Consider the following 15,496-nt stretch of genomic DNA (forward strand, 5'->3'; position numbering starts at 1 on the left):
CCTGATGAGGATTTACCAGCTGTACGCCACGCCCAGCCAGAACTGGCGGCCAGTCTTGTAGGTCACCGTTTTACTGCTGCCGGTGCTGGTGGTTTGCGAGGTTTCAATCACGTTATCCAGCACGTTGATCACATCCAGCGTCAGATCCACGCTCTGCTCTTTGTACAGCGGCTGGGTATAGTTAAAGCGCCAGTCCCAGGTGAAGTAATCTTTGTACCGGGTCTTCTGATACTCATCAGCACTGCCCTCATAGCCGCCACAGGCGCTGTTGCCATTCGGGCAGCTCACCGACACGACGGTGTAGCCGCTATACCCTGCGGTGTAACCGAAATTCTGATTCCAGTTCAGGCGCAGCGCCGGGAAATAAGTATTGAGGTTAACGAAGGCATTCCACGGAGTATTAAAGTCGAGCGCATCCATTTCGCCCTGATCCATCAGACGTCCGTCAAAGATCACCTTATTTTCGTCCGTGCTGCCCTGGTCGTAATACGTCTGTGAGCTGGACTTATTTTTCACGTAGCTGGCCCCGAGTGACCAGCTGAGGTCAGCCCAGGCAAAGTGGGTCGGGCTAATCGGCTCGGCGCTCAGGGAGAAGGTGTTACCGCGGGTTTTGGCGTTGTTATCCAGCACGTAGGAACGGCCGCCGTCCTCATCACTGACTGTCTTACGGCCAAACTGATCCTGCCCACTGCGCCCGGTCCATTTCACCGTCAGCAGCGTATCGGCAACGCGCTGAGACACCCCCAGTGATACTTCATCGCTGTACGGGGTTTTCAGGTCGGAGATAGCGTAATCAATAGCATTAGTGCGGACATTGCCGTCGGTCCAGGCCCCGGTGGCGCTGGTGCGCGTGCGGATAATATTAGAACTGATGCCGGAGCGCAGCTTATACGCCAGCAGGTTCTGCCCGTAGTAGCGGTTTGCGCCGCCAAAGAGGCGGGTGCTGCGGTCACCAAAGACGTCATAAGAGGCGGCAAAGCGCGGGGCCAGCGTCAGGTTTTTCAGGAAGTCGTCATACTGCGCACGCACGCCCGGCGTCACTTCCAGGTTACCGAAATTGATGCTGTCCTGCAGATAGAAAGCGTAATTGGTGTAGTTACCTTCCACTTCACGGGCAGGGTAGAGCGTCACGCTTTTATAATACTGTTCACCGTCAATACAGAAATCATCACCGGCCTGGCAACGCGTCGTGGCGCTGACCGTCGGCGTAGTGCGCGAATAAGAGACATCGTTGAAGCGTTTATAGCGCGCGCTGTAGAGATCAACCTCCCAGCCCAGGTCAATCTGATGCTGCAATCCGGCAAACGCCAGGGGGTTCAGTTCATAATCCTGCTTCAGCGTCGTGGTCCGTTTTTCCGTCGCAAAACTGCCGCTGCCGCCGATCAGCGAGTTCTGGGAATTCCTCGCTGGAGTCGAGCTCACCCAGTCAATGCTATCGGAGACATAATTGCCCGGCGTATAGTAGCGATACCAGGTAATCATATTATCGGATTCATGTTCAATCTTATTTTCTTCGAACTGGTAACCCGCCAGGCTGGTCATTTTCCCCCAGTCAGCATTGTGCTCCCATTCCATATTGGCACGGTAGCCACCGCCGGTATTGGTAAAGCCGCCGTTTTTCACATCTTTTTTAAAGTATTTAGATTCGTGTGGAGAATACATCCCGGTCAGACGGAACATATCTCCGTTATCGGCCAGGTAGGTGCCCTTCAGCAAATAGGTTTCTGCCAGGCGCTCCTGATTGTGCCACTCTCCCAGCCAGCTGTGGTAATTAGGAATAGTCGATTTCTGGCGATTATAGGCAAAGATAAATCCGGCCTTATCGCTTAAAGGCTGGTTGGCGCTGAACGAATAAAACTCTTTTTTAAAGCGGGGCTGCTGCGTCAGTTCAGTCGCAGTGTCAAAGTCTTCGGTATCGCTGGCGTCAATATGGTAACGGGTCCAGCTGTCGCGCGTGGTGCGGTAAGAAATTTTTCCGGACGCTTTGTCTAAATCCGGATCTTTTAACCGCGCATCCACCACGCCGCCGGTAAAATTACCGTATTTCGCCGACACATTGCTGTCGAACACTTCCAGCTGTTCGACCAGCTCAGAGTTAATCCAGAACGACTGTGTGCCGCCCGCCGGTAGATCGGTGGGGCTGTAGCCATCGGGCGTGTTACTAAGTTCCCCCCCGTTTGCGCCGGGGTTGATGGTGTTATTATTGGATAGCCCGTCAATCATAAAGTTATTGTTATAAAACTTCTCGCCGTGAAACGAGACGTTTTCCGGGGCCAGTTCACCGGGGGTATTACTGCTGTCCGTGGCATTAGAGAATCGCACATTCGGATTGTGCTTCAGCAGTTCGGGAATAGTGCCGTTGGCGGTAGGAAACTGTTTAATCTGCTCAGCCGTCAGGATCTGCGTCCCCATTGACTGACTGGTCGGCGTGGAACGCACCAGAATAGTGTCTTCTTTTTCCTGCGTATCCGGCTCCGGCGGCATCTGCTGTTGTGTGCTGGTTTGCTGCTGCGTCAGGCTGTCGTCCTGCTGCGCCAGCGCGGCGGCAGGCAGGAGCGAAACGGCCACCATCAGGCCAATTTTGTTATTCACGTCTTTCCCCAGAGATCAATAAACTACAGAATGAAGTTGTTATTTAATTGCCCAGCTCAATCTGACCATTCAATTTAAACAGGATGGCGACAGTCTGATCGTTAACGGCCCCCTGGGTCTGATAACGCCAGCGGGAAATATCTTTTTTAATCGCAGCCGCAAACATACCGGCAGGCTTTTCCGACAGGATGCGCACGTTGGTAATCGTCCCGCTGGCGGTAATATCAAACTGAATTCTGACCTGTCCTTCCACGCCCATCGCTTTGGCGCGCTGCGGATAATTCACCCGACGATGCAGAGCCTTCAGGTTCTGACTGGCGCGGTTTCCCGCCCCCTGCTGTGCCCGCCCGCTGTCGCTGCTGCCGGTTCTCGCCGCGCTGACGCTGCGCGTGCTGCCGGTGGCAGCGTCAGTCTGAACCGCCTGCTGACCGGGTTGACGGGCGACTGCCGCAGCCGTCGCGGGTTCCGCTCTGGCAGGCTGCGAGGCAGCCGGGGCTGGCGTGCGTTTTGGCTGCGGTTCGCGTACGGGTTTTTTCTGCGGCTTTTCCTCTTTGCGTGCCGCCGTCTGCTGTATTTTTTCCCTGGCGGCAGGCAGTGTTATCAGCGCATCAGGCCGGGGCGGTGCAGGCGCTTCCATCGCCTGCGGCCGGGTTTGCGGCCGCGTCGCTTCTGGCCTCACCGGCTCAGGCACAGGCGATGCAACCGGCCGGGGCTGACTGGCTACATGGACCATCGTTATTGCCATGACGCCCCCTTCCGCCCCCGCCATCAGCAGGGCTGGCTCCGGGTCGTCACGCAAAAACCCCGCCACCAGCGTCAGGTGTAGCAGCAGGGATAACGCCACAAATACCGGCATATGCCAGCCACGCTTTGCCGGAAATGCGGGCATAGCGTCTGCGGTTACGGACTGTGGACTGCTCACTGCGCCTCTCCTGATGCCTGCACCCGCCGCGGCACAAACAGAAGTGGCCGGGTGCAGCGCGGATCTGATAAACAAAATCGGGCGACAACCGATCGGGACTGCCTGAATGCTGACGGACAGAAGTACAAGGAAGATCAATTGCTTGTTAATAGTAATCTTAATGATAATTATTTTACAGATCATAATGATTATCAATTAGTTTTTACATTTTACTGGCAGATCGTGACAAAGGCAGAGGAAAAACGCAGAAATCCATGATTCAGGCAACTGAATTTAAAGGGAAAACAGCTTTATTAAAGATATGTCAATGTGTATCAGCGACGAAAAAACCAGGGTGACACATTGAACCACGCGCGGGTGAAAAACCGTTCTCGGGGCATGTTCTCCCGCCTGGACTGGCGGGAGAGAGGCAGGAAAGAATTAACGTTTGTAGTAGATTTCACCCTGTTTCGCCTGCAGAATTTTCCCGTCTGCATTGGTGATCAGCACATAGTTACCGCCCATATAGGTCCAGTGACTGTCGGCTTCCGGCGCGGGCAGGTGGCGAACTTTCCACTGCACAATTTCATATTTTTTGCTGCGGTAAACATCGGGTACCACGTCGCCGATGGCGAAGCGTTTAAAGTCAGCAAAGAAATATTGCAGATCGTAAGGATCGGCAGGATTAACCTGCGGGGCGGTAGCCGGTGGATCCTGCGCCAGTGAGTTCTGGCTTTCCGGGGTCTGAACGGCAGGCGTCTGCACTTCAGGTGTACCTGCCGCGCTCTGCTCACCTTCCGCCCACGCGGTCGGGACGCAGGATAACGTCGCAGCCGAGAACAGCGCTGAACAGAGTACCACTTTCAACTTACGCATATTTTCTCCAAAATTTAGGCTATCTGGCAGCGATCCGCTGCAAAATCCACGTACGGCAGTACGACGATAATCAACAGTAAGCCGGCCCCATCAGCGCCCGGTAAAACTTAGAGAGCCGCAGCGCAGAATGGTTCCGGCACAGTTACCCGTGATAATAATGTGATGGCAGCCCGGTCTGGAAGAAATTATTGTTAATAAACATAATCTGACCTTCCCCCCGCGCTGCGATCGCCTTTCAGGATGGCTATTTCGGCTGACGCTGAACTTCGCGCCAGACCCTGAGAGCCAGCACCACCAACCCTCCGGCACCGATAATCAACAGCGCCCAGAGCAGCCATTTCTGCCAGAGTTCGCTTTTCTCTGCTTCCGTTGTGGCGCTTAGACGGTCACGCCCTCCGAGGGTCTGGATCCCCTCTTTACCGGCCTCAGGCATAATCAGCCACGGGTTGGACTCTGCCGGAATAAGCTTATCAAGACTTATCGCCTGCGCTGCAGCGGCCTTATTTCCCCAGACCAGCATATACGGCGCACTGCCCTGGGCGTTAAACACCAGCTTGCGTACTTCACGCTCGGCGCTCACCAGCGGCGGCGCTCCGCTCCACTGCTGGTTGACCCCTTTAAGACGAATAGCCTGAATGAACTGCCCCTGAAGGATAAGCGGCTCGGAAGCGTGTTCCCCCAGGCTGTACACCACCTGATTGCCAAGCGGCTGCCAGTCGTCCTGAGCACTGCTGCGATAGTCTATCTCCAGCGGTAACACCGCATTCACCTGGGCCGGGGTAATCTTCAGCCGGATCAGGGGCTGAGGAGTGGGCCAGCTGTATTCCGCTTCGCTTTCCGAGACCGCCTTTACCGACGGCGTAAGGGTAATGAAGTGCTGAACCGGATTTTCCGACGCCTCAATACCCGCGATGGCGCTGAGATTAAGATTCTCCGGCTGCCCACCGTCTTTAAACACCAGCATCAGGTAGCGCACGCGGACACCCCGGTCGGCGTTGAGATCGATCGTATCCAGCAGCAGCCTGTTATCACCGGAGGTGAGATCCATCAGCGGGGCGTCACCTACCAGTTCCTCCCAGTCTTTCAGATCCTGGCTGTACAGAATAGTGACCCGCGCCTGCCAGTTCTGCGGCAATCGTTCCCAGGTCAGCTTTAATCCACTCAGCCGTGGGTAGAACCCCTCTCCCTGCTGCGGGATCTCCAGCAGCAGGCTGCGCCCTAACGGCTTTTCACCCTCGACGGGCAGCGTCACCTCAATGCCACCGGTCGATTTCAGAGTCACCTGTTTGCCTTCACTGGACTCACGCGGCTGGTTATCCATGGGGAACACGCGCAGCGGCCAGCTATTTTTTTTGCTTTCGCTGGTTTCGCTCGAATAGAGTGCAAAAGGCACCGTCACCCCCTGGCTGTTAAACACGCGCAGGTCGCGCATATCAGGCCAGGCGGTTTGTTGATAGACATCACCGGGCAGTTTGACCTGATAAAAGGGGTCAGAGCCCTGGGTGATCAGCGGCAGGCCATAAGCATAATCTGCGGGCACTTCACTTGCGTTCGCCGCAACGCCTGCGGTCATACACAGCGCGAATATCAATACCCCGTGGCGTAAGTTAATCTTCATGCTTTCCCTCATTGGCTGTCACAGCCTCCTCTTTATGACCGGTTTTCGGTGGCAGAGGTGAAAAATACCCGGCGATCAGTACCAGAACCGCCACACCGATAAAGCCCACCGCGCGGGCCAGACCGCCGCCGTGAGCACTGTCGACCAACATCAGTTTAACGATCACCACGCCCAGCAGACCGGCCCCCACGAACCAGCCCTGACGGTGACTGCGCCGCGTTGACCACAGCATGATCGTCAGCGCGGTCAGCATCCACAGCAGCGCAAACGTCGTCTGAACCAGGCGCGACGACCACAGTGCCTGCGGCTGCCAGGCAATGCCGCCGTAATAAGACAGGATGCGCATCACCAGGCCATTGCCCCACCAGAACAGCAGCACCACAGCCGCCAGGCGCAGGGCGAGGTGCCCCCAGGGAACGGCAGCCGCAAACCGATCGCGCAGCAGGCCGCCCCACAGCAGCAGGGCAAATATCAGCAACAGCGCCCCCTCTTCCAGCGGATTGACCAGCGGCAGATAGTGCCAGTCGATCGTCACACCATCGTGCAGGTTACCCAGCAGCAGTAATAACAGCGCGCACGGTGCCAGCGGCAACAGCCCCAGCGTGGTGTAAAGACGCTGATGCGCGGTAAACGGCCACAGTCCGCGACGCACCGCCAGGAAGGTCAGCAGCAGGATAGCGGCAGTAAATGCCATCAGCGCGGCGATGCGCCATTCATGCTGCCCCCACGGCAGCCTGTCCGTAATGCGCCACACTTCCGCCCCGGTCGATAACAGCATCCAGAACAGAGACAAATGCAGCCCCTGTTCCAGCCGTTGAGGTTTCAGCCTGCCGGATGCGCGCTTCAGCAGCCCGTAAGCCACCGCAAGCACCGGCAGCCAGACCAGATTCATCCAGCCTGCTGCCCGTAGAGAATTATCAATCAGCTGCTGATATAACAGGGCCAGCAGCATGGCGACCCACAGCAGCCACGGCATGTATCCCAGATCGGGCCAGGCAAGACGACGGCTGACCAGATGCCAGGCGAGCGCAGACAGGGCAATCAGCCCCAGCAGCACAAACAGGAAATCAGTGTCATACAGCGAGGTGCCTGACACCCCGCCACACAGCGCCGCCAGCCAGAACAGCGTACCGCCGCCCAGCAGCGTGCGCGACACCACCAGACTGACGTGACGCCACAGCCAGGCGGCCCCCAGCCAGGTCAGAGCCAGTACAGCAAAAATCAGGCTGAAGGAGAGTGACGATATGCCGTTATACCAGGCCATCAGCGCGGATCCTGCCGCCAGCAGCAGCAACCCGGTGCCGCTGTAGCTGACGCGTGACTGCCGCTGACTCTGACCCAGCCACAGAATACCCAGCCCCTCAAGCGCCCAGGCCATTGACGTCCATTGTGCAGAGAGTGCCAGCGGGATCGCCAGCGTGGTGAACACGGCGCCCAGCGCCAGCCCGGCCACCGCCAGTTGGCGTCCGAGGGACGGATAGCGCCGCAGCGCGAACCACGCCAGCAGCAGATAAGCCAGCCCGAAGCCCAGCGCGGAGAAGGCCGGGCCAAACGCCCAGTGCTGCGTTATGTGGTACTGCATACCAAAGCCGACCAGCGGGGGACCGAACAGCAGCACGCCGTCGATCGCCTTTTCACCTTTTATCTGTGCGCGCAGAGAGAGCCCCAGCGCCAGCACGCCGAAGATCACCAGATTGGCGATCAGGAACAGCTGGCAGCTGAGATAGAAGTCCGGCTGATAGTCTCTGTAACCCCACAGCCCCGCCACGCCAAAGGAGAAGGCAAAGCCCAGCAAATTAAGCGGGCGCCATGGCTGCCAGATAGTGATGGCGAGAATGCCCAGCGACAACAGCAGGTAATAGGAGAACAGAGCCACGTGGCTGCCGCCGCCGGTTGACAGCAGCAGAGGGGAAAGATAGCCGCCAATGCTGGCCAGCATTGCCAGGCTCAGCGCACGCTGCAGGACAGCCAGACCGACGCTGGCCGCGCAGATTGCCAGCATCAGAGCAAATGCCAGCAGGTGCGGCAGCAGAGCATAGAGCCGGAAAGCCCCAAACACGGTGATATAGAGTGCGCCTACCGCCCCGCCCTGCAAAATCAGGGCGTACAGAGACTGCTTCACTCTGAGCCGCCAGCCAAGCCCCAACATCGCCAGGCTGGCCAGCGCCGCTCCCGCCAGACGCAGCTCAATCGGCAGCATGTCGCGATCCACCGTGTATTTAAGCAGATACGCCAGGCCGAAAAACATCAGCAGTACGCCGAGTTTGGCCAGTGGATTGCCCTTCATAAACCATGCCAGCAGACCCGAAAGCAGGCCGGAGAACATGTCAGGCTGTTTTTTGACGGATAGCGGTGGCTCCGCAGAAGAGGCGCGTTTTACTGGAGGCACCGGCGCCGCAGTGACGGTTGGCGCGACGCGTTGTGCGACCGGCTTGACGATCGCAGGCGCCACGGCCTGGACACCAGGCGACGACGCAACCGCGCCCTGAGTTTCACCACGCTGCCATTTAGCCAGCTGCAGCTGCAACTTAGTCACCGTCTGTTTTAACTGCACCAGTTCGCGCTCGTTGCGCTTGCCGCGCGCCAGAGAAATCATCACCAGTATCGGCAGAACAATCAGCGTGAATACTGCGACCAGCCCGGCGAAGAGCAGAAGCTCATCCATGACATCATCCCGAATGTGAATTAATAGTTACATTCTGACATGAAAAGTGAGAAGTCACTCACTCATTTGGCGGAGTATTTTCGCTGTGGCTTATCGCGGTAATGAAACATGTTCAGAGCCCGTCGCCCGCCAGGCGCAGAGCGGCCTGATATCCCCGCCCTCTGCCTGTATTTTCTCTAATCTGCGAGGCGTTATGCTGTTTTACGGGTGTCAGTTTTTCCCCTGCTGCGTTAAACTAGCGGCCACGAATCGATGATGACCTATAATGACAACTAACATCATTATTAACTTTATATTCAATGGATTAGATAAAACTTCCGCATGAATGATACCAACACATTTACCGCCCACACCCCAATGATGCATTGGTGTGTTAATGCTGATAAATAAAGCTTATTTTACGCCATAATATAAAAACTGCATTTTAACCTACACTTCAGTAACTATCTGATTTTACTAGTATTGTTTACTGTACTCATCCAGCGTTATAATCCCTCTGTTTTTCCATATATCTAATAGCACAGGGCATCTCCATGAGCCGATACCATGTATCCAGCAGTGAAGGCCAATATGAGAAAGACTCTGGAAAGCAGATTTTCCTCTTCCAGCTGCCGCATATGTTTGAATTCAGAAGGGGAAATTCCGCCGTACTTCTTGCGCCACGTGTAAAAAGTGGCATCGGAGATACCCTGCTTACGGCAGACATCCGGCACGGACGTACCCAGTTCGGCCTGCTTCAGGGCAAAGACAATCTGCTCTTTGGTGAATCCTGACTTTTTCATCGGCACCACCTCCGTTCAGGGGAGTGTTTATCATGCCGGAATTTTGTTTCTGAATGGAACAGGATTTTAGGTCAGGGTCAGATCATACCGCCCCCTGCCGTAGCATCAGCAGATGCTGACGGACCGACTGTTCAGCAAAGAACAGGCAATCGAGATGCGCACTGTTTTCAATAACGCTGAAACTCAGTTGTCCGTTACCATTTTTTTCTGCGAACTCCCCCATCGCCTGGGCGCTGAATAACTCATCGTTTCCGGCAGCAAGCAACAATACTGGCAAGGGCAATGCCGCCAGTTGATTCGCCGGATAGCGTGGAGTCAGAGCATTCGCCATATTCACGCTGTAGTGCTGAACAAAATCCGGTTCGGAGGCTTTAACGTCCTCAGGAAAATTCAGATGAACCGCCGGATAGTTGCCAAACAGCCAGCCACCGCTTAACGCATTAATGACAAAAGGCCACTGACGTAATTCAGCAAAGGGAACTGCAACCTGGTTGCGGCGAACTTCTTTCGCAAAAGGCCCTAACTCTGGCGCAATTAATATCAGGCTGTCAGAAGAATGTTGTGGATGATGGCGCGTGAAATAGTTAATCAGCATTCCGCCGCCGCTCGAATGGCCCAGCAGATGGATATGCGCCTGAGGAAAAAGCTCGCGCATCCCGGCCAGCAGCGTATCAACATCGCGCCAGACCATGACAGGGCTGGCGACCTCACCTTTAGCTCCCGGTGAACCGCCGTGACCACGAATATCTACCAGGCAAACCGCGATACCTGCATCATGGCTTAGCTGACGAGCAAGAATGTCATACCCGGCATCCAGATGGACTCCGCCACCGTGATAAACAATAACAAGATCCTCCGCAGCTTGCTGCGGCTGATAAAGACGGTAGCGGAGCCCGTCAATCTGCGATGTGTTCACCCTGGCAGGCTGCGGTAAAATTGCATCGAGCTTATCCGCCTGCTGGTTGAAATGGTCAAAATTAATCACGTTAAGCATTCCCTGTGAATAATGTCTGTCGGAAAAACTCTGAACGGCAGTCACAAATGCTTTTTGGCGCGTTCACCCCACTCTTCCCCTCGCAGAGCAGCAGCACGCTGCCACAAGGACTTCGCAGGGAGGGCTCGTCTGCCGCCATAACTTCGCCCAACTGATAAAACAACATGGCGCGTAGCACCTGGGTTTGCCCGGTCGCCGGTATATTGTCTATCACCCAGTTAAAATCCTGCCTGGCCAGCGCACGTTTTCCTAAAAAAAACCGGAGTCCTGCTGGCAGTGATAGCACGTTGTAAACGAGGCCCGATATTCTCTGGCGCTTTGAGAACAGCACGGTCTGGCTGGCGGAATCTCCGATTCACCAACGCCATTGCCTGCATTCCGTCGATCTCCTTGCTGCCTGCCTGAAGATCCGTGGGCACCAGTGCCAGCTGATGATTTGGTGTGTTAACACTGATTAATAACGATTATTTCTCACAATAGTATAAAAACTATATTTTAAGCTACACATTTTTAAGCATCTGATTTTACGAATATTTTTTGCTTTACTCATCCAGCGTTATCATCCCTCTGTTTTTCCATATTTCTAATAACACAGGGCATCTCCATGAGCCGATACCATGTATCCAGCAGTGAAGGCCAATATGAGAAAGACTCTGGCAAGCAGGTTCTGGCTAACAAGCTGGGGATCGCTAATTCTGATGAGATGGATGAGGCTGAGATTGTCCTGTTAGAACAACTCTACCAGTCCGTTTTTGAAGAACAGTTCCCGGGAGGACAGCTCAGCGCAGCCATGCTAAAAAGCTGGCACCGCCGCTGGTTAGGTAACATCTACGAGTGGGCTGGACAGGAAAGAACTGTGAATATCAGCAAGGGTGGCTTTATGTTTGCCCCCTCAGCGCAGTTGCCAAAACTGCTGAGCGAATTCGATGTTAAATATCTTGCCCGTTACACGCCATGTAGCGGCATGGACGAAGAACAGCTCATCACCGCTATCGCCATAACCCATGTCGAGCTAATACTCATCCATTCAGATAGGGAAACGGACGCTTGTCGCGACTATTAGCCGACGTGATGGCCGTTCAGGGAGGTTATAAACCGCTGGATTATCAAAGTTGGGAGCAAAACAAAACTCATTATATTTCTGCTATTCATGCTGGCATGTCAATGGACTACGAGCCGATGAAACACTGGGTCAGGCAAGATAAGAGAATATAATGTTTCCGAACTGCCAGTCTGCATTCTGATCGATTCGTCAGCTGTAGCTTATCCGAACAGAAAGGCGTTCACTGAACGTCGTTGGCAATAAATTTTGCTCATCTAAACTAAATGTAACTTCTTCTGCCTCAACCTCAGAAACCCCTGCCCTCATTTGCAAAAATGCATCTGTCAAATTACGGCCAGCTTCCTGGGCTTCATATCTTGCTGCTTCACGTTTTTTGGATATCCGATAAGCATCCCGGCAAAACAAATCATTCACTTTTAAAGACCTTCCGACATACTGAATATATCTTTTGATGAGATAATCATGCGAAAAGCCCGATTCACTGTGCACCAGATAATACCGTTCTGAAGTCCGTCGCGCGCAGGCGCAGAGCGACCTGATATCCCCGCCCTCTGCCTGTATTTTCTCTAATCTGCGAGGCGTCATGCTGTTTTACGGGTGTCAGTTTTTCCCCTGCTGCGTTAAACTAGCGGCCACGAATCGATGATGACCTATAATGACAACTAACATCATTATTAACTTTATATTCAATGGATTAGATAAAACTTCCGCATGAATGATACCAACACATTTACCGCCCACACCCCAATGATGCAGCAGTATCTACGCCTCAAGGCTGACCATCCTGAGATCCTGCTGTTCTACCGCATGGGCGACTTCTATGAGCTGTTCTACGACGATGCGAAACGCGCCTCCCAGCTGCTGGAAATCTCCCTGACGAAACGTGGAGCTTCGGCCGGAGAGCCGATCCCGATGGCGGGCGTGCCCTACCATTCGCTGGAAAACTATCTGGCGAAGCTGGTGCAACTGGGCGAATCGGTCGCGATCTGCGAGCAGATTGGCGACCCGGCGTTAAGCAAGGGCCCGGTGGAACGTAAAGTGGTGCGCATTGTTACCCCCGGCACCATCAGTGACGAAGCGCTGCTTAATGAGCGTCAGGATAACCTGCTGGCGGCCATCTGGCAGAGCCAGCGCGGTTTTGGCTATGCAACGCTGGATATCAGCTCCGGGCGTTTTCGCCTGGCAGAACCGACGGACCTGGAAACGATGGCCGCTGAGCTGCAGCGCACCAACCCGGCTGAGCTGCTGTACCCGGAAGATTTTGCCGCGATGGCGCTGATTGAAAACCGTCGCGGACTGCGCCGCCGTCCGCTGTGGGAGTTTGAGCTGGACACCGCCCGCCAGCAGCTGAATTTGCAGTTTGCCACCCGCGATCTCAGCGGCTTTGGCGTCGAGCAGGCGCACCACGCCCTGCGCGCGGCGGGCTGCCTGTTGCAGTACGTGAAAGATACCCAGCGCACCTCGCTGCCGCATATTCGTGCGCTGACGATGGAGCGCCAGCAGGACGGCATCATTATGGATGCCGCCACCCGCCGCAACCTGGAGATCACTCAGAATCTCTCCGGCGGCATTGAGAACACCCTCGCGTCGGTGCTGGATAAAACCGTCACGCCAATGGGCAGCCGGATGCTGAAGCGCTGGCTGCATATGCCGGTGCGCGATACGCAGGTGATTAGCCGACGTCAGCAGAGCATCAGTGCGCTGCAGGATCTCCATGAATCGCTAACGCCGCTGCTGCGTCAGGTGGGCGATCTGGAGCGTATTCTGGCACGCCTGGCCCTGCGCACCGCCCGTCCGCGCGACCTGGCGCGTATGCGCCACGCCTTCCAGCAGCTGCCGCTGCTGAACAGCGAGCTGGAGCACAATACCACTGAGCACCTGCAAACCCTGCGCGCGCAGATGGGCGAATTCACCGAGCTGCGTGAGCTGCTGGAGCGCGCCATTATTGAAACGCCCCCGGTGCTGGTGCGTGACGGCGGCGTGATTGCCCCCGGTTACAACGCCGAGCTGGACGAATGGCGGGCGCTGGCTGACGGGGCTACTGACTATCTCGATCGTCTGGAGATCCGCGAGCGTGAGAAGCTGGGTCTGGATACCCTCAAGGTTGGCTTTAACGGCGTGCACGGCTACTACATTCAGGTCAGTCGCGGTCAGAGCCACCTGGTGCCGATCCACTACGTGCGCCGCCAGACGCTGAAAAACGCTGAACGCTACATTATTCCCGAGCTGAAAGAGTATGAAGACAAGGTACTGACCTCGAAAGGCAAAGCGCTGACGCTGGAAAAAGCGTTATACGAGCAGCTGTTCGATATGCTGTTACCGCATCTGGAAGCCCTGCAGGACAGTGCCGCCGCGCTGGCCGAGCTGGACGTATTAAGCAACCTGGCCGAACGCGCCTGGACGCTGAACTACAGCTGCCCGACGCTGAGCGACAAGCCGGGGATTAAACTGACCGGTGGCCGCCATCCGGTGGTCGAGCAGGTGTTGAAAGAGCCGTTTATTGCCAACCCGCTGTCGCTGTCACCGCAGCGACGCATGCTGGTGGTTACCGGCCCGAATATGGGCGGTAAAAGTACCTATATGCGCCAGGCGGCATTGATCACGCTGATGGCCTACATTGGCAGCTTTGTGCCGGCAACCCAGGCGGTCATTGGCCCGGTTGACCGTATCTTTACCCGCGTGGGCGCGGCGGATGACCTGGCCTCCGGCCGCTCGACCTTTATGGTGGAGATGACCGAGACGGCCAATATTTTGCATAACGCCACCGAGTTCAGCCTGGTGCTGATGGACGAGATTGGCCGGGGTACCTCAACCTATGATGGCCTGTCGCTGGCCTGGGCCTGTGCAGAAAGTCTGGCCAGCCGCATCAAGGCGATGACGCTGTTTGCTACCCACTATTTCGAGCTGACCACCCTGCCGGAGCAGATTGAGGGCGTGGCCAATGTCCATCTGGATGCGGTAGAACACGGTGACACTATCGCCTTTATGCACAGCGTGCAGGATGGTGCCGCCAGCAAGAGCTACGGCCTGGCCGTAGCTGCCCTGGCCGGGGTGCCGAAAGAGGTAATTAAGCGCGCGCGTCAGAAGCTGAAGGAGCTGGAAGCGCTGTCGGGCAGCGCGGCGGCCACTAAGGCGGATGGCTCACAGCTGCCGCTGCTGGTGGAGGAAACCTCCCCGGCTATGGAAGCCCTGGAGGCACTGGACCCGGATTCCCTGTCGCCGCGTCAGGCGCTGGAGTGGATTTATCGTCTGAAATCGCTGGTGTAAACCCCGGTTGCAAAACGGGTCAGGCATCCCTGACCCGTGGTAACGGAAACCGGCCTGTCAGCGGCGGTTACGCACCAGCTGATACCGGCGGGTCAGGTACTCTACCGGCGCACTCCAGATATGCACCAGACGGCAGAACGGGAACAGCAGGAACAGCGTCATTCCCAGCACCATATGCAGACGGAAGATGATATCCACACCGGCAAGATACTGCGACGCGCCTCCCCGGAAGGTCACAATACTCTGCGCCCACTCTGCCAGCTTGAGCATTTCACTGCCATCCAGATGCTGCACTGAGAACAGAATGGTGGTCAGCCCCAGTGCGGCCTGTAATACCAGCAGTGACAGGATCAGGATATCGGCAAAACTGCTGGTCGCCCGCACCCGCTCATTGGTCAGGCGGCGTTTCAGCAGCAGAGCACCGCCAGCCAGGGTCAGCGCGCCAAACACGCCACCAGCCACCATCGCCAGCAGCTGCTTTTCACCCGCCGAGAGAAACGGCTCATACACCCAGTGTGGCGTGAGCAGGCCGACAAAATGCCCCAGCAGAATGCCGATAATCCCGATATGAAACAGATTCGATGCCAGTCGCATCCCTTTCTTACTCAGCATCTGGCTTGAACCGGCGCGCCAGCTGTACTGCCCGTAGTCATAGCGCAGCCAGCTGCCGACCAGAAAGACGGTTCCGGCCAGATAAGGATAAATATCAAAGAAGAAACGATTCAAAAAGTCCATGAT

At 55.8% G+C, this 15,496-nt stretch carries 9 protein-coding genes and 2 pseudogenes; 2 read left to right on the forward strand and 9 right to left on the reverse strand.

What is annotated here, in order from left to right; all coding sequences use genetic code 11:
* Nucleotides 1–12: 12 nt before the first annotated feature.
* The 7 genes and pseudogenes from ABEH87_RS20695 to ABEH87_RS20725 form a co-directional block, all read right to left on the reverse strand.
* A complete protein-coding gene (locus ABEH87_RS20695) occupies nt 13–2,592 on the reverse strand; it encodes a TonB-dependent receptor plug domain-containing protein (protein ID WP_346579178.1) in 2,580 nt (859 codons plus the stop codon).
* 43 nt (nt 2,593–2,635) lie between these two features.
* A complete protein-coding gene (locus ABEH87_RS20700; RefSeq protein ID WP_346579180.1) occupies nt 2,636–3,514 on the reverse strand; it encodes a TonB family protein in 879 nt (292 codons plus the stop codon).
* 420 nt (nt 3,515–3,934) lie between these two features.
* On the reverse strand, nt 3,935–4,369 hold the full coding sequence (locus ABEH87_RS20705; protein ID WP_346579182.1) for an RcnB family protein: 435 nt from the start codon (nt 4,367–4,369) through the stop codon (nt 3,935–3,937).
* Nucleotides 4,370–4,613: 244 nt separating this feature from the next.
* Nucleotides 4,614–5,987, reverse strand: coding sequence for a DUF3999 family protein (locus ABEH87_RS20710; protein ID WP_346579184.1), 1,374 nt, complete (start codon nt 5,985–5,987; stop codon nt 4,614–4,616).
* Nucleotides 5,977–8,652 carry a DUF2339 domain-containing protein gene (locus ABEH87_RS20715; RefSeq protein WP_346579185.1) on the reverse strand — a complete coding sequence of 892 codons (2,676 nt, stop codon included), beginning with the start codon at nt 8,650–8,652 and terminating at the stop codon, nt 5,977–5,979. Before ABEH87_RS20715 ends, ABEH87_RS20710 begins: the two co-directional genes overlap by 11 nt.
* A 593-nt stretch (nt 8,653–9,245) precedes the next feature.
* Nucleotides 9,246–9,434 (reverse strand): annotated as a pseudogene (locus ABEH87_RS20720) (transposase); the annotation flags it as partial.
* Between the two features lie 82 nt (nt 9,435–9,516).
* Nucleotides 9,517–10,419 carry an alpha/beta fold hydrolase gene (locus ABEH87_RS20725; protein ID WP_346579186.1) on the reverse strand — a complete coding sequence of 301 codons (903 nt, stop codon included), beginning with the start codon at nt 10,417–10,419 and terminating at the stop codon, nt 9,517–9,519.
* A 613-nt stretch (nt 10,420–11,032) separates the two neighbouring features.
* On the opposite strand from ABEH87_RS20725, the pseudogene ABEH87_RS20730 reads away from it, so the two are divergent.
* Nucleotides 11,033–11,643: pseudogene (locus ABEH87_RS20730) on the forward strand (Fic family protein).
* A gap of 37 nt (nt 11,644–11,680) precedes the next feature.
* Here ABEH87_RS20730 and ABEH87_RS20735 read toward each other — a convergent pair.
* Nucleotides 11,681–11,980 (reverse strand): hypothetical protein, encoded by a 300-nt coding sequence (locus ABEH87_RS20735; RefSeq protein ID WP_346579188.1) that lies wholly within the window; start codon nt 11,978–11,980, stop codon nt 11,681–11,683.
* A gap of 222 nt (nt 11,981–12,202) precedes the next feature.
* Between ABEH87_RS20735 and mutS the strand changes: the two genes are divergently transcribed.
* The gene (gene mutS / locus ABEH87_RS20740) at nt 12,203–14,758 is read left to right on the forward strand and encodes a DNA mismatch repair protein MutS (protein ID WP_346579190.1); all 2,556 of its coding nucleotides are present in this window, start codon (nt 12,203–12,205) and stop codon (nt 14,756–14,758) included.
* A gap of 57 nt (nt 14,759–14,815) precedes the next feature.
* On the opposite strand, the gene narI is transcribed toward mutS, so the two are convergent.
* Nucleotides 14,816–15,493, reverse strand: coding sequence for a respiratory nitrate reductase subunit gamma (gene narI, locus ABEH87_RS20745; protein ID WP_346579192.1), 678 nt, complete (start codon nt 15,491–15,493; stop codon nt 14,816–14,818).
* Nucleotides 15,494–15,496 lie beyond the last annotated feature (3 nt).

The organism is Erwinia sp. Eh17-17 (assembly GCF_039675725.1).
Classification (GTDB): Bacteria; Pseudomonadota; Gammaproteobacteria; order Enterobacterales; family Enterobacteriaceae; genus Erwinia.